19 protein-coding genes and 2 tRNA genes are annotated in these 23,123 nt (G+C 54.3%); 14 read left to right on the top strand and 7 right to left on the bottom strand.

Annotation, left to right across the window (positions count from 1 at the left end; genetic code table 11):
- Positions 1–11 precede the first annotated feature (11 nt).
- Positions 12–848: a hypothetical protein gene (locus JTP09_RS06165; protein ID WP_204877585.1), complete on the top strand. Its 837-nt coding sequence runs from the start codon at positions 12–14 to the stop codon at positions 846–848.
- A gap of 102 nt (positions 849–950) precedes the next feature.
- On the opposite strand, the gene disA is transcribed toward JTP09_RS06165, so the two are convergent.
- The 3 genes from disA to JTP09_RS06150 all read right to left on the bottom strand — a co-directional run bounded on the left by disA (position 951) and on the right by JTP09_RS06150 (position 4,891).
- Positions 951–2,021 carry a DNA integrity scanning diadenylate cyclase DisA gene (gene disA, locus JTP09_RS06160; protein ID WP_204877584.1) on the bottom strand — a complete coding sequence of 357 codons (1,071 nt, stop codon included), beginning with the start codon at positions 2,019–2,021 and terminating at the stop codon, positions 951–953.
- 35 nt (positions 2,022–2,056) lie between these two features.
- A complete protein-coding gene (gene radA / locus JTP09_RS06155; RefSeq protein ID WP_204877583.1) occupies positions 2,057–3,463 on the bottom strand; it encodes a DNA repair protein RadA in 1,407 nt (468 codons plus the stop codon).
- Positions 3,464–3,568: 105 nt separating this feature from the next.
- Positions 3,569–4,891: an aromatic acid exporter family protein gene (locus JTP09_RS06150; protein ID WP_204877582.1), complete on the bottom strand. Its 1,323-nt coding sequence runs from the start codon at positions 4,889–4,891 to the stop codon at positions 3,569–3,571.
- A 277-nt stretch (positions 4,892–5,168) separates the two neighbouring features.
- Between JTP09_RS06150 and pstS the strand changes: the two genes are divergently transcribed.
- The 4 genes from pstS to pstB all read left to right on the top strand — a co-directional run bounded on the left by pstS (position 5,169) and on the right by pstB (position 9,303).
- A complete protein-coding gene (pstS, locus tag JTP09_RS06145; protein WP_204877581.1) occupies positions 5,169–6,278 on the top strand; it encodes a phosphate ABC transporter substrate-binding protein PstS in 1,110 nt (369 codons plus the stop codon).
- A gap of 121 nt (positions 6,279–6,399) precedes the next feature.
- The gene (gene pstC, locus JTP09_RS06140) at positions 6,400–7,374 is read left to right on the top strand and encodes a phosphate ABC transporter permease subunit PstC (RefSeq protein WP_204877580.1); all 975 of its coding nucleotides are present in this window, start codon (positions 6,400–6,402) and stop codon (positions 7,372–7,374) included.
- 3 nt (positions 7,375–7,377) lie between these two features.
- The gene (gene pstA / locus JTP09_RS06135) at positions 7,378–8,478 is read left to right on the top strand and encodes a phosphate ABC transporter permease PstA (RefSeq protein WP_204877579.1); all 1,101 of its coding nucleotides are present in this window, start codon (positions 7,378–7,380) and stop codon (positions 8,476–8,478) included.
- 45 nt (positions 8,479–8,523) lie between these two features.
- Positions 8,524–9,303 (top strand): phosphate ABC transporter ATP-binding protein PstB, encoded by a 780-nt coding sequence (gene pstB / locus JTP09_RS06130; protein WP_204877578.1) that lies wholly within the window; start codon positions 8,524–8,526, stop codon positions 9,301–9,303.
- A 900-nt stretch (positions 9,304–10,203) separates the two neighbouring features.
- Here the strand turns inward: pstB and JTP09_RS06125 are convergent.
- The 3 genes from JTP09_RS06125 to JTP09_RS06115 all read right to left on the bottom strand — a co-directional run bounded on the left by JTP09_RS06125 (position 10,204) and on the right by JTP09_RS06115 (position 12,976).
- Positions 10,204–11,214, bottom strand: a complete 1,011-nt coding sequence (locus JTP09_RS06125; RefSeq protein WP_204877577.1) for an inorganic phosphate transporter — start codon at positions 11,212–11,214, stop codon at positions 10,204–10,206.
- Positions 11,215–11,832 (bottom strand): DUF47 domain-containing protein, encoded by a 618-nt coding sequence (locus tag JTP09_RS06120; RefSeq protein ID WP_204877576.1) that lies wholly within the window; start codon positions 11,830–11,832, stop codon positions 11,215–11,217.
- 427 nt (positions 11,833–12,259) lie between these two features.
- The gene (locus JTP09_RS06115) at positions 12,260–12,976 is read right to left on the bottom strand and encodes a hypothetical protein (protein ID WP_204877575.1); all 717 of its coding nucleotides are present in this window, start codon (positions 12,974–12,976) and stop codon (positions 12,260–12,262) included.
- Between the two features lie 401 nt (positions 12,977–13,377).
- Here JTP09_RS06115 and JTP09_RS06110 point away from each other — a divergent pair.
- The 4 genes from JTP09_RS06110 (at position 13,378) to JTP09_RS06095 (ending at position 15,883) form a co-directional block, all read left to right on the top strand.
- Positions 13,378–13,450: transfer RNA gene (locus JTP09_RS06110), tRNA-Lys, on the top strand.
- 144 nt (positions 13,451–13,594) lie between these two features.
- Positions 13,595–14,350: an MOSC domain-containing protein gene (locus JTP09_RS06105; RefSeq protein ID WP_204877574.1), complete on the top strand. Its 756-nt coding sequence runs from the start codon at positions 13,595–13,597 to the stop codon at positions 14,348–14,350.
- A gap of 81 nt (positions 14,351–14,431) precedes the next feature.
- Positions 14,432–14,941 (top strand): asparaginase domain-containing protein, encoded by a 510-nt coding sequence (locus JTP09_RS06100; RefSeq protein WP_204877573.1) that lies wholly within the window; start codon positions 14,432–14,434, stop codon positions 14,939–14,941.
- A gap of 66 nt (positions 14,942–15,007) precedes the next feature.
- Positions 15,008–15,883 carry a hypothetical protein gene (locus JTP09_RS06095; protein ID WP_204877572.1) on the top strand — a complete coding sequence of 292 codons (876 nt, stop codon included), beginning with the start codon at positions 15,008–15,010 and terminating at the stop codon, positions 15,881–15,883.
- A 303-nt stretch (positions 15,884–16,186) separates the two neighbouring features.
- On the opposite strand, the gene JTP09_RS06090 is transcribed toward JTP09_RS06095, so the two are convergent.
- Positions 16,187–17,743: an MFS transporter gene (locus JTP09_RS06090; RefSeq protein ID WP_204877571.1), complete on the bottom strand. Its 1,557-nt coding sequence runs from the start codon at positions 17,741–17,743 to the stop codon at positions 16,187–16,189.
- A gap of 118 nt (positions 17,744–17,861) precedes the next feature.
- Between JTP09_RS06090 and JTP09_RS06085 the strand changes: the two genes are divergently transcribed.
- From JTP09_RS06085 to upp, 5 genes are all read left to right on the top strand, one after another.
- The gene (locus JTP09_RS06085) at positions 17,862–20,099 is read left to right on the top strand and encodes an ATP-dependent DNA helicase RecQ (protein WP_204877570.1); all 2,238 of its coding nucleotides are present in this window, start codon (positions 17,862–17,864) and stop codon (positions 20,097–20,099) included.
- A 4-nt stretch (positions 20,100–20,103) separates the two neighbouring features.
- On the top strand, positions 20,104–20,634 hold the full coding sequence (tadA, locus tag JTP09_RS06080; RefSeq protein ID WP_255521042.1) for a tRNA adenosine(34) deaminase TadA: 531 nt from the start codon (positions 20,104–20,106) through the stop codon (positions 20,632–20,634).
- 210 nt (positions 20,635–20,844) lie between these two features.
- Positions 20,845–21,540: a TetR/AcrR family transcriptional regulator gene (locus JTP09_RS06075; protein WP_240333975.1), complete on the top strand. Its 696-nt coding sequence runs from the start codon at positions 20,845–20,847 to the stop codon at positions 21,538–21,540.
- 35 nt (positions 21,541–21,575) lie between these two features.
- Positions 21,576–21,666 (top strand) — tRNA-Ser (locus JTP09_RS06070).
- 313 nt (positions 21,667–21,979) lie between these two features.
- Positions 21,980–22,618, top strand: coding sequence for a uracil phosphoribosyltransferase (gene upp / locus JTP09_RS06065; protein ID WP_204877569.1), 639 nt, complete (start codon positions 21,980–21,982; stop codon positions 22,616–22,618).
- The last annotated feature ends 505 nt before the right edge of the window (positions 22,619–23,123 follow it).

The following is a 23,123-nucleotide window of genomic DNA, read 5'->3' as shown; positions in this document are numbered from 1 at the left end:
ACTCTATATATATGTCTGAACACGATTACGAAGAACTGAACGGATCTCAAGCAGCACCCGTTGGCGAAGAGACTTACCGTAAGCGCCGCATCGCGGCTGCCATTGTTGCTATTCTTGCTATCCTGCTGCTCATCTGGGGCCTTACCTGGCTCTTTGGCAAAATAATGGGTGGCTCCTCTGATGAGAACGCTGCCGGTGCGGCCAGTACTTCGGCGTCTTCAGAACCCTTTGATAGCTTCAGCGCACGTCCGTCTGAATCGGACGAGGCTACCGACAAAGCAACAGATGAGGCTGAGGCAAGCGAGTCAGCTGATGCAGAAGCTACTGCTGAACCCAGCAATTCCGATGAAACAACTGTTGAAGCTACCGAAACCGTAGAGCCCACTGCTAAGGCAACCGTAGAAGAAACTGTTGAACCCACCGTTGAAGCAACCCCGACTCCCACTGAGACTGTCGCCGTTGCTCAGGCATGTTCAGCAGCTAACATGAACGTGGTTTTGACTCCCAGCCAGACCACCTACACCGCAGGTCAGAACCCCTCTATGGCACTGACCTACACCAACACTTCAGCTAACCCCTGCGAAATTCCTGCGGCGGCTCAGGCAGCGGTTATCAACATTACCTCTGGCCCTGCCCAGGTATATAACACTGCTACCTGCAACCTTTCACCTGCAACCGTAGCTGAGCTTGAAGCCGGTCAGATCGGTCAGGCAGCTTTCACATGGGATCGCACCCTGAACTCGCTGGGTTGCAACAACCTGCGTAACGTTCAGCCCGGTCACTACTGGGCAACTGCAACCGTGAACGGCGTAACTTCACAGCCCGCTCGCATCATTATTGCTGGCTAAGCGCGTGCAGTAATTTTCACGCATCTTCAAAAGGCTCCCCGAGACACTGTTTCGGAGGAGCCTTTTGAGTTTCTTACAGGTTTATTGAAGTGCGGCGGTGCCTTACTTAAACTGTTCAAGCAGTAAAGTCTCCGCCATTCGTGAGAGAGATTCACGAATGATGCGCGCCCGCTGTTCACCGATACCGTCGACAGTACGCAGCTCATCGATGGAGGCTGACATGAGGGCGGGGATTCCATTAAAACGGTTAACCAAGCGAGCAGCCACAGCACCGGGCATATTCTTAATACCCGAGAGCAGGCGGTAACCGTGAGGGGCGAGCAGAGCATCGAGGTCAGCTGAATCAAAACCACATGCCTTCGCGATGGCTTCAATGCTCACAATGTCTTTGTCTCCTAAACTCACCAACGCCTCTACCGAGCGGGTAATCTGCTCGCGGGTCGTATCGATGGGGGAGTAGTCCTTCAAAATCAGCTTGGCATCAGGCAAGCTGTGATTAATGAGTTCCTCTAACTGCAAAGAGACGAGCCTGCCGTGAGTGCCCAACTCCAGGACGTAGTACCCGGCTTCTAACGAAATGCGGCGTACCATCTCCATCCGTTGAACCGCGAGCACCACATCGCGTACCGTTGCGCTACCTTCAATCTCAAGCGCTGAGAGGTTATCGAGTACCTGCTCTAGGCGGTTGCGGTAGCTTTCAAGGGTCTGAATAGCTTGGTTGGCGCGGCTCATCAGCGACTGAGTATCTTCTACCGTGTACCGCTGCCCGTCAACGTAGACAGAAATCATTTGGGTGGAGGCACTCACCGCTATCACGGGAAACCCCGTTTGCTGGGCAACGCGGTGGGCGGTGCGGTGGCGGGTACCCGACTCATTGGTTTCCAAGGTGGGGTCGGGCATCAGCTGCACTGCGGCATTGAGCAAAATGCGCGCATCCTTATCGCAGATGATTGCGCCGTCCATTTTTGAAAGCTCACGTAAACCCGTGGGGGTAAAAGCGGTGTTGATTTCAAACCCGCCCGATGAGATTGAGTTAACCGTTTTATCTGAACCGAGAACAATGAGCGCACCGGTATGACCGCGCATGATGCGTTCTAGGCCTTCACGCAGTTCGGTGCCGGGCGCTATGCGGGCGATGGTTTTGAGCAGACGCTCACTATAAACAGTTAGCACCTATTTAGTATACGGGGGTGAACACCGCATGAGCCTTAGCCTGTTTGCGGAAACAGCAGAGCAATAGCTTCTTGCAGGGACGCAACCTCGCGCACTGCCACTCCGGCGGGTACCTCGCCCACGCCAGAGGGCGAGGCGGGCACAATGACGTGCGTGAAACCTAACCGAGCGACTTCTGCGATGCGTTGGCGAATACCGGGCACTGCACGTACCTCACCGGCAAGACCTACTTCACCGAAGACTGCGAGTTTGCGCGGCAGGGGTTTATCTTGGGCAGCTGATGCTAGCGCCATGACGGCGGCTAGATCAACGGCGGGTTCTGAAATTTTCGCGCCGCCCACCGTTGAGATGTAGCAGTCTAGCTTGCCCACACCAAAACCTGCGCGTTTTTGCAGCACTGCCAATAGCATGGCGATGCGTGATGAGTCTAAGCCCGAGGTTGCGCGGCGTGGTTGAGGGGTAGCTGACTGATCGAGTAGCGCCTGAATCTCAGCCAGCAGCGGGCGGCGTCCCTCCATAGTTACGGTGACGCAGGTGCCAGAGACAGGGTGGGCGGTTCGCGAAACAAACAAACCGGAAGGGTCGGTCACCGGCGCAATACCGTCTTCGTGCATATCAAAACAGCCGACCTCATCGGTGGGGCCGTAGCGGTTTTTGATAGCGCGCAGCATACGAATGGCTGAGTGCTTATCGCCCTCAAACTGGCAGACAACATCGACCAGGTGCTCCAAGAGACGCGGACCAGCGATGGTTCCCTCTTTGGTGACATGACCAACCAGCAGGGTACACATGTTGCGTTTTTTGGCGGCGGCAATAATGGACGCGGCAACCTCGCGTACTTGCGTCACACCGCCGGCACTGCCCTCAACCTCTGTGGACGCGAGGGTTTGCACGGAATCTACAACCAGTAGGGAGGGATTGACCTCTTCAATGTGAGCAAGGGCAGTACCTAGATCTGTTTCACTAGTCAGGTACAGGGTCTGAGCTACTGCTCCAATGCGGTCAGCGCGCAGTTTCACCTGGGCAGCAGATTCCTCGCCCGTCACGTAGAGAACGTTGTGGGTGCGTCCTTCATGCGGGGTGCGCGCGAAAGTTGCAGCCACATCGAGTAAGAGGGTGGATTTACCAACGCCGGGTTCGCCCGCCATCAAAATAACGGCACCGGGCACCAAACCGCCGCCCAAGACCCTGTCAAATTCGGGGTTGCCCGTAGACATGTAACGGGCGATTGTTGAATCAACCTCAGCAATAGGTTTCGCAGGAACCTGCACCTTTGATGCCACGGTTGTTTTTGCGACAACACCGCCGCCAGCTTCTTCTACGGTGCCCCAAGACTGGCACTCACCGCAGCGACCCACCCATTTAGCGGTGGTCCAACCACACTCAGTACATTTGTATGCATTGGCAGAACGGGAACGTTTAGTGGTTGCGCGAGGAGTCATAGAACAACCATAGAATAGGCGACCGACAATTTAGGGCGTTTTCGCTCTGGGAAGTTTTCGTACCCAAGAAAGCCACACAAAGTGCTCTAATCCTAACGACCTTTTCTACCTGCTATCAGTTGTTGAATCTTTAGAGTTAGCTGCCCGCGTGCGTAAAACCGTGTTAATAGCAGCGGTATCAACCGGTTGCTCCGCCTCTTCCTGCGGTACATCGTGCAGGAGCGACTCAACGCGTACCGCGCTTGTCTGTGGTGCTGCAATGACCGGCAGAATGTTGGTCTTGGGTGCTCGCTCGGTAATTGACTCACCCAGCGGCACTAGTTGATCTACCGCGTCCTCGTGGCTGAGACCCGTGACCTCTAGCAGATCAACCACGAGCGGTCTGGTCATCAGCACCAAAGACTCACCTTCGAGGGTTTCTACCTTCATCTGATGGGGTTCGAGAGTCGCTGCGACGTGTTCAAGTTCGGTGCGTGCTTTGTGCATCATGCCGCGTCGAGTTTCGCGTTCTTTTGCGCTCATACCCTCACCGAGAGTGTGTACGGCGTTGCCAATATCTACAAAAACTTGGGCGAGAGAATCAACTGCCGTGGAGGAAAGCTGCACGTTTTCTAGGGTTGATGCCATGCGTCGGTTCAACACACGGGTATTGCGAATCGCCAGGTCGGTAGCCGAGAAGCGCTTTGACAGGGTTTTGAGCTCACCCTGTTGAGACTTACCCACGATCGAGAGCTTCGCCAGACCTATAGCGGTCACAACATCAGCTTCGCACTTGTTGAACAGCGGTTGGAGCTGTCGCGCCTCAGAAAGTGCCAACCAGGCAGCCTTACCATCGTATTCCTTCATGGCTTTTGCCGAAGAGTAGAAAACATCAGCAAAGGCATTCATGAGGGCGGACGCGTTACGCCGGGGTTCTTTGCGGGGATCTTTGGGAAAAATGAACATGAGCAAAAAGGCGCATAAGCCACCCACTATGCCATCGAGACTGCGGGCAAAAACCCCGTCAGGGCTGGGCGGTAGCAACACCACCAGCGTTGATTGCAGTCCCATCTGAATGGTGAACAGAATGCCTTTATCGAGAAAACGGGCAATCTGAATAGATATAAACAATACAAAAGTTGCCTGCCACATACCCTGCCCCATGAGCAACATCAGCACATCGCCAATGGCAATACCCAAAATAACGCCCAGCGAAACCTCAAGAATACGGCGCGCGTGGGTGGCGCCCGAAACATAGCCTAAAGAAACAATTGCTGCTGTTGCCGCAAAGATAGGCTCATGGTGACCCAGGAACTGCTCTGCAATGTAGTAGGCGCCCACACCCGAAGCCACAATTTGAAGTGACTGAAAGAAATCTTTGCGTACTCGGGCAATACGAGTAGAGAGTTCATCACGCAGGCGGGTCTTAACGGCAGCAGAATCTGGCATACCCCCAGTTTACCGAGGTCATCGCACCGGCACCGGCTGATGAGACGCACAGCGTACAAAGGCGGTGGGGTACCCGCCAGCGAATGCGCGCGTCCCCCCATACTCCCGCAGAGATGAAGACCTCTTACTCTTAAGTTAACTTCTTGTTTACCCGTTAAAACCCATCAGGTCACCTGGCGCTCCTAGAGTTTATTTCCGATGGTGATACAAAAAACACCGTGATCCTCGCTCGACTCGTTATCGAGACACGCAGTTTTACAGCTAAGGAAAAGATTTCGTGAAAGCTTTGGGAATAGCGCGCTGGGGCGCATTTGCAGCAGTAGGCGCACTGGCGCTCACCGCTTGCGGTAGCGACAACGCAACCGGCGCCGCAACTGATAACTCTAATGCAGGTACCTCATCTGTATCAGGCACCCTTTCAGGCATCGGTGCCTCATCACAGCAGGCAGCAATCACCGCATGGCAGTCAGGTTTCTCCTCAGTAGCTTCAAGCGCAAACATGCAGTACTCGCCCGATGGTTCAGGTGCAGGTCGCAAGGCACTCATCGCTGGTGCAGCTGATTTCGCTGGCTCAGACGCTCACCTCAATGAAGAAGAGTACAACAGCTCCAAAGAGGTCTGCGGCCCCGACGGCGCAATTGACATACCCGTCTACATCTCCCCAATCGCAATCGCCTTCAACCTCCCCGGTATTGACTCACTGAACCTTGACAGCGAAACCATCGCCAAGATCTTCAAGGACGAAATCACCAACTGGAACGACGGCGCAATCGCAGCTCAGAACCAAGGCACCGAACTTCCCGACCTCAAAATTACCGTTGTTCACCGTTCAGATGACTCAGGCACCACCGAGAACTTCACCGACTACCTCGCAGCAGCATCAAACGGCGCCTGGGACAAAGAAGCTGACGGCAACTGGCCCGGTGACTACGCAGCAGAAGCTAACAAGGGCACCAGCGGCGTAGTAGCAACCACCACCTCAACCGAAGGTGCAATCACCTACGCTGACGCATCAGCAATCGGCGATCTGGGCAAGGCAAACATCAAGACCGAAGACGGCTCATACGCAGAGATCTCAGCTGAAACTGCAGCAAAGACTGTAGAAAACTCAGAGCGCATCTCAGGTCTGCACCCCAACGACATGTCAATCGATCTTGACCGCACCCCCGCAACCTCAGACGCATACCCTGTAGTTCTCGTTTCCTACCACATCGTCTGCTCCAGCTACGATTCGCAGGAAAAAGTTGACCTGGTCAAGGAATTCGGCAAGTACGTTGTCAGCAAGCAGGGTCAGCAGGACGCAGCAGAAGCAGCGTCATCAGCGCCCCTCACCAGCGCACTGACTGAAGACGCCAACAAGGTATACGACGCAATCACCGTCAAGTAACAACACACCTGCAGCACCGTCATGCGGTCGCTCTACACTTTCACCAGGTAGGCGGTCTCATTATGCACGAAAATAAACCTTTTGATTATCGGTCACAAACACTAGAGGCGGCAGTCCAAACATGTCTATAACCTCAGAACAGCCGACTGGACCAGGAACAACCCGCACTAAAACGGGTAGCCTCTCCAACTTGAGTGGTCACGGGAACCCAGCAGCAGACAAAATTTTCTCTGGCATCTCACTGGCAGCAGGCGTCCTGATCCTCGTTGTTCTAGCAGCGGTAGCTATCTTCTTGGTCGCTATGGCATCAGATACGTTCGCTGCCGACCCCGCCGATCTCACCGGCGGTAAGGGCTTCGCCAACTACATCTGGCCCCTGGTCACCGGTACCCTCATCGCAGCAACTATCGCGCTGATTCTTGCAACCCCCATCGGCGTGGGCGTAGCGCTGTTTACCTCGCACTACGCACCGCCCAAGTTCGCTAAGACCATCGGCTACATTATCGACCTTCTGGCAGCGATCCCCTCAGTTATCTTCGGTGCTTGGGGCGCATCCGTCCTAGCACCGGCAGTTGTTCCCTTCTACAACTGGCTCGCAAAATACTTCGGCTTCATTCCAATCTTTGAAGGCCCCGCCTCACAGACCGGTAAAACTATCCTCACCGCGGGCGTTGTTTTGGGCATCATGATTCTACCGATTATCACCGCAATGTGCCGCGAAATCTTCTTGCAGACCCCCAAACTTCAAGAAGAAGCAGCCCTCGGCTTGGGCGCAACCCGCTGGGAAATGATCCGCATGACCGTGTTCCCCTTCGCACGCGCCGGCATCATTTCATCCGTCATGCTCGCACTCGGTCGCGCACTGGGCGAAACCATGGCAGTCACCCTAGTACTGGCAGGTGGTCCCTTCAAAGCGTCTCTGATTCAATCAGGTAACCAGATGGTCGCCTCAGAAATCGCCCTGAACTTCCCCGAAGCATACGGTCTGCGCATGTCAGAACTTATCGCAGCCGGCCTGGTGCTCTTCATTATCACCCTGCTGGTCAACGTACTAGCACGGTTCATCGTGAGCCGCTACAACACAGGAAACGAATAAACCATGAGCCTAGTAGCTACCAGTTCCTCACGCCTCACCTCATGCCAGGCACCTAAGTGGCTGGTACCGGTTATCGGCTTGTCAGCCCTGATCTTGGGTGCTGCACTCTCAGCCCTCAACGGATTCAACCTGGGGCTGTGGGCACTGTTCACCTTCCTGATTTTCGTGACTGCAAGTCCGTTTGCAATCGGCGCTATCGAAGGCGCTCGCAAGGGTAAGGACGCGTTCGCCCGCATCTTAGTCTACGGCGCTTTCTTGCTGTCACTAATCCCCCTGATTTCAGTACTGTACGTGGTTATCGCCAAAGGCGTACCCGGTCTTTCATCCAACCTGCTCACCACCTCTATGAATGGCGTGACCGGTGTACACGATAACAGGGCAGCAACCGGTGAAGCTCCGATTCTCGGCGGTATCTACCACGCAATCATCGGTACCCTCGAAACCACCCTGCTCGCTACCCTCATCTCGGTGCCCGTTGGTCTGATGACCGCCATCTACCTAGTGGAATACGCCACCGGCGGTATTTTGGCGCGCTCTATCACCTTCTTCGTAGACGTGATGACCGGTATTCCCTCCATCGTTGCGGGTCTGTTCGCGGCATCCTTCTTCACCTGGGCATTCAACGACCCCTCAATGCGCATGGGCTCCGTTGCCGCTCTAGCGCTGTCAGTGCTCATGATTCCCACCGTTGTTCGTAACGCAGAAGAAATGCTGCGCATTGTTCCCAACGAGCTACGCGAAGCGTCCTACGCTTTGGGCGTCCGCAAATGGCGCACCATCACCAAGGTCGTTATTCCTACCGCGATCTCGGGTATCGCATCGGGTGTTACTTTGGCGATTGCCCGCGTGATTGGTGAAACCGCTCCGATTCTGGTGACCGCAGGTTTCGCGACCTCCATCAACTGGAACGCATTCGGCGGCTGGATGGCGGCCCTGCCCACCTACATCTACTACCAGATCATGACTCCGACCTCACCGAGTTCGGCAGCAATCTCAGAGACCCGCGCCTGGGCGGCGGCTCTGGTGCTGATTGTGATCGTGATGTTGCTGAACCTGATTGCGCGTCTTGTTGCTAAAATGTTCGCACCCAAGACCGGCCGCTAAAGATCACCTACAATTTCAGGATTTTAGAGAAAAAGGAAAACTACAGTGTCTAAGCGCATCGATATTGAAGATTTGAATGTTTACTACAGCGACTTTTTGGCGGTAGAGGACATCAACATGGTGATTGAGCCGCGTTCTGTGACAGCGTTCATTGGTCCTTCTGGCTGTGGCAAGTCAACTTTCTTGCGTACTTTGAACCGTATGCACGAGGTTCTGCCCGGTGCTCGCGTTGAGGGTAAGGTTTTGCTGGATGGCGAGAACCTGTACGGCAAGGGAGTTGACCCGGTAGCTGTGCGTACCCACATTGGTATGGTGTTTCAGCGTCCTAACCCTTTCCCGAGCATGTCGATTCGTGAGAACGTGCTGGCGGGCGTGAAGCTGAATAATAAGAAGATTTCGCGTACTGATGCGGATGGTTTGGTGGAGAAATCGTTGCGTGGCGCTAACCTGTGGAATGAGGTGAAAGACCGCCTGGATAAGCCGGGTGCTGGTCTTTCAGGTGGTCAGCAGCAGCGTTTATGCATTGCGCGTACGATTGCGGTGAAGCCTGAAGTTATTCTTATGGACGAGCCGTGTTCGGCGCTTGACCCGATTTCTACTTTGGCTGTTGAGGATTTGATTAATGAGCTGAAGGAGGAGTTTACTGTGGTGATTGTGACTCACAATATGCAGCAGGCGGCTCGTGTATCTGATAAGACTGCGTTCTTCAATATCGAGGGTACGGGTAAGCCGGGTAAGTTGATTGAGTATGCGCCGACGCAGGAGATTTTCAATAATCCGCGTGAGAAGGCTACTGAGGATTATGTCTCGGGAAGATTTGGCTAAACACAAATTTTCCGAGTGAGCGAGGAAATAAAAATTTGTGTTTAGCTCGGAGTATGGCGAAGCGGCAACGAGAGAAGCGCGTGAGCGTAGCCAACTCGTGGCGGGAGCCCCTGCGTGTGGGCTGAACTAGAAAATTCCGAGTGAGCGAGGAAATAAATTTTCTGTTCTAGAGGCTTATTCATAGGGGGGTATCCTACCCCCCCTATGAATAAGCCTTCCATTTTTGGAGCAGAGGGCGAATAACATTGAAATTAGCTGCCGCAACACGGGAGATTAGCAGTACTGCACCCCAGCGAGAAGGCTAATAAAGTGGTAAAAGAGATGATATTTTTTGAAGAACATGGCAACCTCACAGGTTGGTAGGGGTGGAAAACAGGTGGAAATCGACCACGTTATCTAAGGGAGTAAAGTAAAAGGTTCAGAATAAAACTAAGATTTATCTGTTACTTGTATCATACTTATGGATTTAGTATTTTCAATGAAATTATTGAATTTTTTATTTGTACTGTTGTTCTTGCGAGACTTATTCATAAGGGTAGAGGCAAGCAGCTGAAGACGGCCGCTCGTCAAGCGCTAACTGGCTTCTAGCCTCGCAAGCTCGTCTGGCTCGGAATTTTCGCGGATTTTATCCCCTTGCCTGGCGTGAATTGCCTAGCTGCATCGCGAAGCAGGGGCCCCGGCAAGAGGGCTGTTGGTGGGTGCGCGTCCGTTGGAGGTCGCCCCTTATGAATAATCCTCTCTACTTCCCGATTTTTGTTTTCTCGCTTGCTTCTGAAAATCGTGAATGAGCGAACTTCTTGCATGAGCCTCCACCTTTGGGTGGAGCTTTTTCCTGTATGCGGTGTGGACTTGACCTGCTAGCCGGGGGGGGGGGGGGATCGCGCGTCCTAATGCTGGTGTTTAGACCAAGGGTGAGAGCGCCAGCATGATGATAGCTGAGAGGCAGAAGGTTGCTGGTATGGTGGCTGCCCAGGTGATGAGTACATGACTGATGATAGGTAGGCGTAGGGCGTTGAAGCGTTGGTTGACTCCGGCACCGACTACTGAGGATGCGGCAACGTGGGAGGAAGAGACGGGTGCGTTGAGCGCTAGCCCGCCGAAGAGCATGACGCTTGCTGTAGTTAACTGTGCGATGGCTCCGCGAAAGGGGTCTATGCGGACCATTCGGGTTGAGATAGTGCGTCCGATGCGCCAGCCCCCGAGCACGGTGCCGAAGGCGAGAACGATGCCGGTGATGATGAAGCTCAGTGCCAGTACTGAGGGGGTTAGTTCATAGTTAGCTGCGGTGAACATGAGCAACAGAAGAATGGTTGCTTTTTGTCCGGTTTGAATGCCGTGTCCTAGCGAAATTGCTGAGTTGGAGAGTGAGAGGGCATACCTCGATAGGGAATTGACGGCGCGGGGGTAGGAGCGCCGCGCGATAGCGTAACCGGGAAATACGAGTGCCCAGGAGGCGACGAATACGAGGGCGGGTGCTAGCAGCAGGGGCAGAAAGACGAGCGTCCAGAAGCTCTGGTGGAAGACGTCCTGGTGGTGTAAATTGACTGCGCTGGCTGCCCAAGACGCGCCGAAGAGACCCCCGATAATAGCGTGGGTTGATGATGAGGGCATACGCAAGAACCAGGTGAGCAATCCCCAGAGGATAACGCTGATGAGGGTAGCGATGAGCATTGCTAGACCGGCAGAGGTGGAGGGGACGTTAATCCACCCTTGGCTGTAGTTGGCAAGTACAAAGCCGGCGAGGAGTACTCCTACGAGGTTGAAGAAGGCACTCACGGAGACAGCCCGCATGGTGGTGAGGGCACGTGAGCGCACGGCGACTGCTACGGCGTTGGGTGCGTCGTGAAAACCGGTGATGATGAGGTGGACGGCAAGTAGTAGCACGCCTGAGGTGAGCAGGGTGAGGGTCACTTACGACTCCTGCACGATGATGCGCCCGATGTCGGTGGAAACATCACGCATTGAGTTTGAGGTTGCCACCAGCTGCCTGATGAATTTGGAGGTTTTTTGGTAGCGGTCGTGTTTGTAGGAGTCGATGATTTCGGCGTCGTAGACCTCTGCGGTTCGCGCTGCTTGTTTGGTGATGCGTAGCATGTCGATCCAGTATTCATCGAGACCGTGGAGCTCACCCATGCGGGGAATGATGGCGGCGGTGAGCACCGATTCGCGTTGAATAATGTCGAGCAGGGTTGTTGCGTGCGGGGTGAACCTGTCAATTTTGTGTAGGTTGAGAATGTGCGCTGCGCTGGTGAGGTGCTCGACTGCGCGGTTGAGGTGCAACGCTAGTGAGTACATGTCTTCGCGGGGGATCGGCGTTGCGAAGGAGCTGCGGGTTGTCGTCATTGTTTCGAAGAACTTGTTGGTGGTTTGGGTTTCGTGGTCGAGCATCCGGTCAAAGAGTTCGGAGTACTGATCGGGGGTTGAACCCAGCATTTCAGAGAGTAAAGCTGCTGCGTCTGCGACTTTTTTGGCGAGGTCAGCAAGTGATACGAGGGCTGCATTCTGGTGTGGAAAGATGCGCTGAAGCATGGTGAAAGCCCTTTGCAAATAACAGGTTAATACGAAACGCCTTCAACGATAACGTATGAAGGTTAATAAGTTGCTGTAGCGGGTAGGGGGAGGACGCGCGTGATGGGGCGTCTGCCCTGCGTAGTTAAATGGGGCGGTAGGGGTGCAGTGAGCAGAGTACGGTCACACCGGCATGCTACCGCAGAACCTACCGAACCTCTTCATCTGTGACCAGAAATTGACGGTTGCGGACGCATGATGCCCCGCTTCTGCGATAAGAAGCGGGGCATGATACATATGAAAGTTTAGGGGCATCGGACTGGGAGCGCCTCTCGGCGGAAGGCCGCTCGTAGCGGCTAAAAATGGAGCCCGGGGCTACCTATTAACAGCCCGACACCTGATAACCAGTTTTCTAGTTTTGGGTGTGGGTGTCAAATTATGCGGCAGGTTAGTCTAGAGTTCCTAGACGCCATTTTGCTGCGGCTGCTTCTAGTTCTGCGGCGACGGTGGTGAGCCTGTTGGCTCCTGCGCGTAGGTTGCGTGCTTTACGATCTACTTCTTTGCGTACTTCAAGGGAAGGTTCTAGCGTCGGCGGGTTGTTAGCTGGCTGGGGTGCTTCAGGGGAGCTATTGATAGTCTCCCCAAAATGCAGGTGGTGGGCGACCGCGTCCTGACCCAAAGCTACGACCTTACAGAAAGCCGCGAATCGTTCTAAGGCAACATCGAATTCGCCAGTATACGCGCCGGTGAGAATAGCGTCTACGGTGCTAACGATTTCGCGGTCGGTGGGTGGATCAGCAACGCCGGAGACCACTCGCGAGACTTGGTCTGATTCCATACCCAGGGTGTAATAATGGCTAATCAAACTTGGATTTTTGCGGATGGTGTGCCGCAGCGCGTACATGCGCCAGAGTGCACCGGGTGTAGAGACTGCGGCGGCCTGCGACCACATTTCTGCAATGGTTTCTAGCCCGTAGTGATCGGTGAACTCCACGAGACGGGTGATGACAGTGAGATCGGAGTGGGTACGCGCGCGTCCTAGAATAGCGTGGGCTGATTCGTAGGCAGCAGCAGAGATGAGGGCGGGATCGGCTCCGCCTAGTTGGTTGGCGAACTTTTCGGGGCCAAAGACGATGGGTTTGTGGTGTCTGGGGTGGGCGCTCATAGGATTTCTAGTTTAATACTATTGCCTTAGAGGTGGTGCAGGGTTCACTCTGGGCTATCGGTGGGTAATGGGGGGGCTATTCACGATTGCGGTGAAGATAAGCGCGGCTATGGCTCCACCTAGGGTTTGCCCGGCGAGCACCGCTATTTGCAGTTGGGCGGCAAAGACGGGGGACGCGCCACCCTGATGAAGCCCACGAAGGTTCCTGGTAGGGCGACCAGACCTCTTGCTTTTGTCTGATCAAGATAAGGGGGGCAGAACCTCAGCGATTCATTAGAGCACACAGCGATGAACAGCCGGGTGCCAGCCAGATCATGCCCCCAGCATCGTACGCCCGGAGCCTCGTTTGAAAAGTAGTTTTCAAGAGTGTATAGTTGTGTTCGCTGACTTTGTCAGTGGATGCGCCTTTAGCTCAGTTGGTAGAGCATCGGACTTTTAATCCGTGGGTCGTGGGTTCGAGCCCCACAGGGCGCACAAATAATAACCCCGCGTTTCGCCTAGTCAGGCAAGGACTACGCGGGGTTTTCTTGTGCTCAAAACTGCCCCCGTGAACACACTGTGAACACCTTTGCCAGATACTTTGAAAGGTTCTCCCTGTGGTCGCGTACACTAAAACTCATGACCGAAACACTGCATGTTGTCTCTGCCGGGTTCTCTCATCTGAAGGGTACCAGCCATCAGCCACGTCATCTGGTTGAACTTACCGATAAAGGCGTAATCGGTGACCGCGAATTGTGCCTGGTTGATCCGGTGCAAAAACGGGTGTTGCGTACCGTGCAGAACCCTGCCCTGCTAAAAGTCATCACTGAGGTTGCCGACAACAGGCTAACGGTCGCCTTCCCCGATGGTAAGAGCTATACGACCCCGCTTGTTGAAACCGGTGAGGTTATTGTTTGTGATTATTGGGGTCGTAATGAATCAGTTCATCCCATTGCCGGGCAACTATCTGAAATCTTCACTTACTACCTGGGGCGCCCCGTTCTTCTGGCGCGGGCAGAACGCAATGTCGTCTACGGGCGTCCTCTCACCATCATTGGAACAGCCTCCCTCAAAGAGTTAGGTCAGCGCTTGGGGGCGGAGAACTTCGAACAGCAGTACGCTCGCTTTCGCGCGTCCTTGGTCGTTGAAACCAGTGAGCCTTTTATAGAAGAAACCTGGCAGGGGTGCTCTTTCGACCTCACTGCAAAGCGCGGGATACTTGCCCAAGACAATTACAGCGTCAACATCGCCAACCCTGTACCTCGCTGCGCAGTCATTGACTACAACCCAGCAACCGGTGAGAAGGACGCGCGCATCCTGAAAACCCTCGCGTCTTTTCGCCCGCTCAACGACAAGGGAGAACCCTGCTTTGGCGTCTTTGCCTCCCTCCGTTGAGATCCTGATTAATCGTCGAGATCCTGTTTTAAAACAGGATTTGAGCAATTAAGTCAGGATCTCGGCGTATAACTAGTAGGTATGACTATCAAAAGCGTAGAAAAAATTACCATACTGACCACCGGTGGAACCATCGACAAGGTGTACTCCGTAGTCGGTGAGCTTGAGATTGGTGATCCTTCGGTTCCGCAGCTGCTGACAGCCGTACTGACCGACGTTGAGTTTGAGCTGATTCCAGTGCTGGCAGTTGACAGCCTTGATATGACTGATACCGACCGTGCGCAGTTAGTCGATGCACTCGAAGGCGTAGCTACCGATCATGTCATCATCACCCACGGCACTGATACCATGCCCGAGACCGCCCGCTACCTGCTAGAGCACGCGCGTCTTGAAGGCAAGATTGTGGTTCTTACCGGTGCGATGCAGCCTGCTTCTATGCGTGTTTCGGACGCGGGGTTTAACCTGGGTGCGGCTGTTGCTGCTCTTAATCTTTTGGACGCAGGCGTGTACGTGAGTATGTCGGGCAAGATTTTTAAGGGTGCCACCGTGGTGAAAGATCGTTCTCGCGGTATTTTTGGCGTCCGCCCTTAGTGTTTGTATTGCCCATCACTTAATGTAGCGGATATGGTTAATAAGTCACAACGAAAGCAGGATTTTATGAGTAGCGCACCGCAGTATCCTCTACCGCCTGAGGGTTTTGAGCAGAATCAGCAGTTTTCGGAGGGGGCGGATGCGTCTGCTCAGGGTCGCTTCGTTGTTCCGCGTACTGTTCGCGCGGCCTTCACAGCTATCTGCGTGTTGGGTGTTCTGTATGGCGCTCAGCAGATTTATGGCGTAATTCTTAGCAGTAATCTACCCTCTACTCGTGAGGCATCTGAAACGTTAGGAAGTGGTTTCACCACAGCAACTAACATTGCAGCTGCTTTGTTCAGCTTGGGTTTTGTGGTTCTGTTTTTTGTGGTGGCGTGGTTTGTGAAGGTAGGCGCGCAGTGGGCTCGTATTGTGGCGATTGTGCTCTCAAGCCTCTCCCTCGTATCGACTGTGGTGGGTTTGCTGCTCATGCCTTTGCTGGACAGTTTGATGGAAAGTGTTGCATCGCAGGTCGATGTACAAGACTTCAGAGAAGTTCAGACACTGATTAGTGATCCGCTCGCTATTGGTATGAGTATCGTGGCAGCAGTCCTTTATGTCTTTGTGATTGTTACTCTCTCACTGCGTCCTTCAAGTCAGTACTATCGGGCGATGCGCGAGCAGAAGATGATGAAGCTACGTTCAGCTCATCAGACGATGTATAACGCGGTTTATAACCCTCCTGCTGGTTCATCCGGTCAGCCGGTGCCGCCCCGCGACTTCGTGCAGGGTTACGCACCCGCCGCAAACCAAGGTTCCACTGCGTCTCAGCAGAGCTGGCAGACCTCACACTCTGAACCTCACTCCTCTCAGGGGGCAGTGCCGCAGGCACCTACGCAGCGCCCTGACCAATCACCCCAAAACCAAGGAAACTACCGCGCACCGGGAGAATCGGCTTTTTAGAGTTCTACTTTTTGACCGGTCTTTTTGTAAGAAAGACTATGTGTCAAACTCTCAATCCTGAAATCGTAGAGAAGAGCGGAATAAGCTAGAGCATGGGCATAGTTTGATGCGAAAGTGTATTCATCTATTTCACCGGTGAGAAGCTCAACAAGGCTACTATTATAGACATCAAAGGGGTAGCCAATGAGCCCGTCTGATTCCCAGAAAACAACCGCTGTCTGAATAACTAGTAAAAGGTAAAGAATGATGCTTTTGAGATGATCTTTCTATATGTGGTGCGTTGGGGCAAATCACGGTGCATTTTTAGTGCCCTGAACCTTGGCGTACCGTATTATCACGCGCTTTCGGCAGGCTTTTCAGGAGGGTCAGGGCGCTGATGATACCGGCGCTGCACAGGGCGACCGCCACGATTGATGAGTAGCCTACACCGAGCGAGAAGGCATTTTGGGCGCTGCTGATGAGGGCGCTCGCTGCGGGTTCTGGGTAGCGGGTTGCCGCGTCCATTGCACCGCCGAGGGTTTCTTGGGCGATGTGCTGATCGGTGGTTGAATAGCCTGCGGGTACTTGCACATTGAGTCGGTAGATGGCGGTCAGCACTGTGCCGAGAATCGCTGCGCCCAGGACGCTGCCGAACTCGTAAGCAGTTTCAGAAACGGCTGAGGCAGCGCCGGCTTTGTTGGCGTCTACTCCGCCGATGATGGCATCGTTAGCCAAGGTTTGCGCCGCACCATTGCCCAGCCCTAAGAGCATGAACCCGAGCACGAAGATGAGAAAGGACGCACCGGTAAAGCCGCCGGCAGCAACAAAAGTGTAACCGGTAACGGCTAGCGTCAGCGCTGCGGCAACGAGGTGGGCAGGTCTAAAAGATTGAGCCAAACGCACCACGAAAAGACCGGAGAAGATAGAGCAGAGAACACCCGGTAGCATGGTGAGACCAGCCTGCATGGGGGTAAGCCCCACAACGAGCTGCACGTATTGGGAGTAGAAAATCATGAAGCCTGTCATGCTAGTCATGGTGATGAGATTGCTCAGCAGCCCCCCGGTGAAGGTCTTTGAGTGAAACAAAGACATATCGAGCATGGGGTTCTCTAGCTTGTTTTGTCGCCTCACGAAAGCCCACGTAGTGACCGCGCCTACGAGGGCTGCGGGGTAGATGCTGAGGTGCTCTAACCCCTCGGTAGCACCCACTTTCAGCGCGTACACCAAACCGAACATTGCTGCCATCACCAACATAATGCTCAGCGGATCAATGGATCCGGGCGCTTCCGAGCGGGAATTAGGCACCAACAGAGGCATAAGAATCAAAGCGGGAATCAGGATCAAAGTAGCAATGAAGAAGATCGAACCCCACCAAAAATGCTCCAGCAAGAACCCGCCCATAACCGGTCCCAAAACTGCCCCGGCGGAAAAGCCAGATGCCCAAATAGCAAGAGCCGCACGACGCTGGTTGGGGTCAAGGAAAATATTGCGTAAGAGCGAAAGGGTAGCGGGCATCAACATCGCGCCAAAGAAGCCTAATGCTCCACGCGCCGCAATCAGCCAAATCGCGTCCGGAGCGAAACTTGCAAAAGCCGAAACCACCGCAAACCCCACACAGCCAACCAAAAGCAGGGTGCGGCGTCCTACCTTATCGCCTAGAGCACCCATCGGTACTAGCAGGGCAGCAAGAACCAGCGGGTAGATATCAACCATCCACAAAAGCTGCGTGCCGGTAGGTGCCATGACCCGTGAAATTTTGGGCAGCGCGAAACTGAGCACTGTATTATCAACTGAAATCAGTAGAACCGGCAGCATCAGTACAGCAAGTGCTAGCCACTGTTTGGTGCCAGCACGCAGGGGAATGGTGGTGGTGATAGGCATACTGCCCAGTCTACTCGCGTGCAGCTGTGACCCCGGCTATGCGTTGAGAGTGCATTTTAAGACATCTTTTGAGCTAAAAACCTGTCTTAAATTGCGCTTTCGGCTACTGTGAATAGTGATGACTACCGTACAAATACCCTCTTCAGATTCTCTTTACCACCGGGCACTTGAGCTCCTTCAATGCCTGACCAATAATCCTGCTGCCCGGTTTCACGCGGGTCAGTATGAAGCGATTGAGTCGCTGGTTCTACACCGCCGTAGGTCATTGGTGATTCAGCGAACGGGGTGGGGTAAATCGGCGGTTTATTTTCTGTCGGCGCTGTTGATGCGTGAGCAAGGTGCTGGGACTACCCTTATTGTTTCTCCTCTCTTAGCGCTAATGCGTGACCAGGTGCAGGCTGCCGCTCGTGCGGGGGTACGCGCCGCGATGGTAAATTCCTCGAACGTCACGGAGTGGGATGCGATTGCCCAGCAGATTTCTCGCGGCGAGATAGATGTTCTGCTGATTAGCCCCGAACGCCTGAATAACCCCGCCTTTTTGAGGGACTGGATGCCTCACCTTCTGCCTTCTTTGGGCATGTTGGTGGTGGACGAAGCTCACTGTATTTCTGACTGGGGGCATGACTTCCGCCCTGACTACCGCCGTATTCGTACCCTGATTGAGCAGCTACCGTCTCATGTGCCGGTGTTAGCGACAACGGCAACTGCTAACGAGCGGGTGGTTCAGGACGTTATTGAGCAGCTTGGCACTCACGCCTTGGCTCCTCAAACTGGGCAGGGTAGCTGGGCGGACTCGTCCGCTATGGTAAATTCCGTCCCGGAAAATACGGTGCCCGGTGACGTTTTTGTACTGCGTGGCCCGCTGACCCGTGATTCTTTGCGGTTGGGGGTGTTGAGTCTTGATCACTCAGAACAGCGCCTTGCCTGGTTGCTAAGCCACCTCAATGAGATGCCCGGTTCAGGCATTATTTATACGCTCACCATCTCGGCAGCAGTTGATACTGCAACCGCCCTGCGCGCTGCGGGCTATGAGGTGTACGCCTACACCGGTCAGACTGATACCGAGGAGCGCGAAGAACTCGAACAGGCGCTGAAAGAGAACCGCCTGAAAGCTCTGGTTGCCACGAGTGCTTTGGGTATGGGGTTCGATAAGCCAGACCTGGGTTTTGTGGTTCATCTGGGCGCACCTTCGTCTGCTGTTGCTTATTATCAGCAGGTTGGTCGCGCAGGTCGCGGTGCTATTAACGCTGATGTGCTTTTACTGCCTGGTTCAGAAGACAAAGAAATTTGGGAGTATTTCGCGGCGGCTTCGATGCCCACCGCCGAGAACACCGGGGCAGTCTTGCAGGTTCTGAACGAGGCACGGTCGCAGGGGCAGGCGCTGAGCGTTCCTGCCCTTGAGGCAAGGGTAGATATCAAACGTTCCTCCCTCGACTTGCTCCTAAAGGTCTTGGCAGTCGAAGGTGCTGTTCAACGCGTAGAAAAGGGCTGGGCTGCCACCGGCGCACCCTGGCATTACGATCGCGAACGGTATGATCGGGTGGCTCAGACGCGAGTTGCAGAGCAAAACGCCATGCTCGACTACATCAGCACCACACAGTGCCGTATGCAGTACCTTGCCTTTCAGCTTGATGATGAGAGCGCAACCCCCTGCGGGCGCTGTGACACCTGCGCTGGCACCTGGTACCCGACGAATATTACAACGGACGCCCAAGAACAAGCCCGCGGCGCACTGACCAGCGAGGGGCTAGAGATCGCTCCGCGCCGTCAATGGCCAAGCGGCCTTAATAACCTGGGCGTATACGAAAACGGCAAGCCCCTGCGCGGCAAAATACCGGCAGAACACCAGGCAGAACCCGGCAGAGCACTTGCCCGACTCACCGATTTAGGGTGGGGCAACCAGCTCCGCGAAATCTTCACCAACGCCGAACAGACCCCCGAAAAAGACGCACCCCTTTCTGATGAACTAGGACGCGCCTGCATCCGCGTACTGGCAGCCTGGGACTGGCAAGCACGCCCCACCGCCGTTGTACACCTGCCCTCACCTGTGCGTCCAACCTTGACGGAATCTCTAGCACAAGGGCTCTCGCGAACCGGCAAAATACCCCACCTCGGTGCTCTACATCAGCTCTCAGCAGGGCACTTTGGGGGTAACAGTGTTTTCCGCTGCGCGGCAACAGTACATTCCTACGCCCTCCCCGAGACGCTAGAAAGCTACCTCAACGAATACAACCCCGACATCCTGCTGGTCACCGATCTGATCGATTCACGCTGGTCAATAACCGCAGCTGCCCGCCTCCTCAAAGTGGGCGGCGCTCGCAGCGTCCTTCCCTTCGCCCTTGCAAGTACCCACTAACACCATGACTGAACCCACCACTTCGCAACCGGTGGCTCCCGGTAGCTACCTTGTTGCCCGTCGTGCCCGGCAACCGCACCATGAGCAGTGGATGCGCCAAGCGCTAATGCAGGCTCGTCAGGCTCTAGAGCACGCAGATGTTCCCATCGGCGCTATTGTCGTGGACGCTCATGGTGAGGTGATAGGTCGCGGCTATAACCAGCGCGAAGCCCACCAAGACCCCACAGCCCACGCTGAAGTTATAGCTTTGCGTGAAGCTGCTCGCGTCACCGGCTCGTGGCGGCTTGATGGGTGTACCCTCGTCGTTACCCTAGAACCCTGCCTGATGTGTGCGGGCGCGATCTTGCTGGCGCGCGTCCCCACCGTTGTCTTTGGGGCGTGGGAAGAAAAGATGGGTGCTGCTGGTAGCGTCTATGACACTTTGCGCGATGCGAAACTTCCCGTGCGAGCTGAGGTGTACTCAGGTGTTCTTGAGGAAGAGTGCGCTGATCTTCTGACTGATTTTTTTGTGGGTAGGCGAGAGCCTAGACCGTAGTTGGCGCGCGCTTTGGGCACCACAGAACCGCAGGAGAGGGCACCGGGCGCCACAGTCGAAAAAATCTCCCCTAAGTTACTGGCAAGTAACACCGCATCGTTGCCGTCTGGGGGTATAATTTTTGAAAAATAACCCCAGTAATTTCAAATACTGAGGTTTCAGACCACGCACGCTCACTTGAGGTGAGCAACTTTCCCTCAAAGGTGAACCGTGACAGAAACCCCTCTCTACACCCCCGACGAGCCGTACTCACAGCGCTCTCTTTACTCTTCTATCCCGGCGGCAAAACCCCCGAAGACCACTAAAACCCAGCTCAAACTCTTCGAAGCAGCCCTAGAAATTATGCGAGAGAAAGGCTCTGAGGCGACTACCGTTGAAGAGGTTGCTGAGCGCGCCGGAGTTTCAAAAGGCACGGTCTACTACAACTTTGGGTCGAAGAAGACCATTGTTGATCAGCTACTGAAGTACGGCTCGAAGCTGCTTATCAACGAGATCAACAGAGGCAGGAGCGCAGACGATACCCGCGAGGGTCTAGAGATTGCCTGCCGCTCAGCCTTTGAATTTTTGGGGGAGCACCGAGGGTTCGCCCGACTATGGATCTCTGAGGTTTGGCAGAACCCCGAAGAATGGTCGCCCACTATGCGCGAAGCTCGCAATCAGGTAGTGGTTGCTATTCGAAGACTCGTGCAGTTGCTTGCTACCCAGTACACTGTTGATGCCACCCGCAGTCCCGATACCGTGGCGGTTGCTCTCTTTGGTGCGGCTTTCATGCTGAGTATGGACCAAGAAGTTCACAACGCTGATCTTGGTGTCGCTGACGCTACCCAGGCAGCTATGTTGGTGATTGACGGTTACATTACTGGAATCCACCCCACTTTTGTGCACCTCAATAACGCGCGTATTTGAGTATTGTTCGGGTTTTCGGTAAGCTCATAGACACTGGTGACGTGTCCGAGCGGCCGAAGGTGCAACACTCGAAATGTTGTGTACGGTAACCCCGTACCGAGGGTTCAAATCCCTCCGTCACCGCCAGATAAGACCCCGCGTTTTACCTAGCCAGACTGGGAATCGCGGGGTTTTTGTATGCCCAAAACCACCCCGTGAACACAAGAGCGCTACTTCACTCGTCCTTGCCGGTGTGACCATGTTCTGTTCAGAGGTGACCAGGTTCTGCCCAGGTGACCACGATAAACCTGCTCACCTGGGCAGAGGGTGGTCACACCGGGTAAATCGTGGTCACTAGTGACAAAAGCTGGTCACACGGGTGAGGTAGGGGGTATAGAAAGCTCGGTGCGGACGCGCTACTCAGTCGGTGGGTGCTACCGGACGGTGGTAGGTTTGTTGTATGCGTATTAAAGTTCTTGACCACCCGCTGGTGGACCACAAAATTACCGTGTTGCGCAGTAAAGATACTGCCTCACCGATTTTCCGTCAGCTCGTTGACGAGCTGGTGACTCTGCTTGCTTACGAGGCTACCCGTGAGATTCGCGTAGAAGACCGTGAAGTGGAGACCCCGGTGGCGAAGACTGTGGGTAAGCACATTTCGTCTCCTCGCCCCCTGGTGGTGCCGATTCTGCGTGCCGGTTTGGGTATGTTGGAGGGTATGACCCGCCTGATTCCTACTGCTGAGGTTGGTTTCTTGGGTATGGCTCGTAACGAGGAAACCCTCGATATCGTGACCTACGCCGAACGCCTGCCTGAGGATCTTACCGGCCGTCAGGTCTACGTTCTTGACCCCATGCTGGCAACCGGTGGAACCTTGATTGAAACCATCAAGTTCCTGCGTAAGCGCGGAGCAGAACACATCACCTGCCTCTGTATTCTGGGTGCGCCTGAGGGCATTGAAGCTCTTGAAAAGGGTGTGGATGGTCTCGAAAATATTGACCTGTTCCTCGCTGCTCAGGACGAGCGCTTGAATGATAAGGCGTACATTGTGCCCGGTCTGGGTGATGCTGGTGATCGTCTCTACGGCGTTGCTGAGTAATTATAATCGGGTAGCCGATCTATAGGTGGCATGCCGGGAAAAGTGGGTCGAGCGGATGCGTCTGCTCGACCCATCTTTTGTTGGTGGGTGGGTGCCTGTGCGGTGGTTATGGCTGAGCACTTCTGTGCGTGTGTTTCGCCGTGAGGTGCGCTTTGTGAGCAAAGTGGCAATCTGATGCTTTCGGTGGAGCGTCGGCTCAAGGCTCTTCTGTCTGAAACGTATCTTCGAGCGGTGCATCTTGTTAATGTGAAGGGTGCAAAAATTATTGTTCACTCTTGACAAGTTAGCTGTGTGTATCTCTCAGCACTGTGTATTCTTGTAGTTGGGTAATATTTCACGTGAGAGGCTGTAACGCTAGAGCAACTCTCGGTATCATGTGAATATGTATGCATTAAATATTCGCTGAAATATTTTGTAACACGAGCAAAAAATGCGCATACAGTTCAGCATGAGAAAAAATGATAATTGTTACTTGATTTATTGGGCTAATCAGAGTTCGATAAAA

This window comes from Rothia sp. ZJ1223 (genome assembly GCF_016900985.1).
GTDB lineage: Bacteria > Actinomycetota > Actinomycetes > Actinomycetales > Micrococcaceae > Rothia.
Note: the sequence above shows the minus strand (reverse complement) of the source record. Positions and strands in the feature narration are given on the sequence as shown.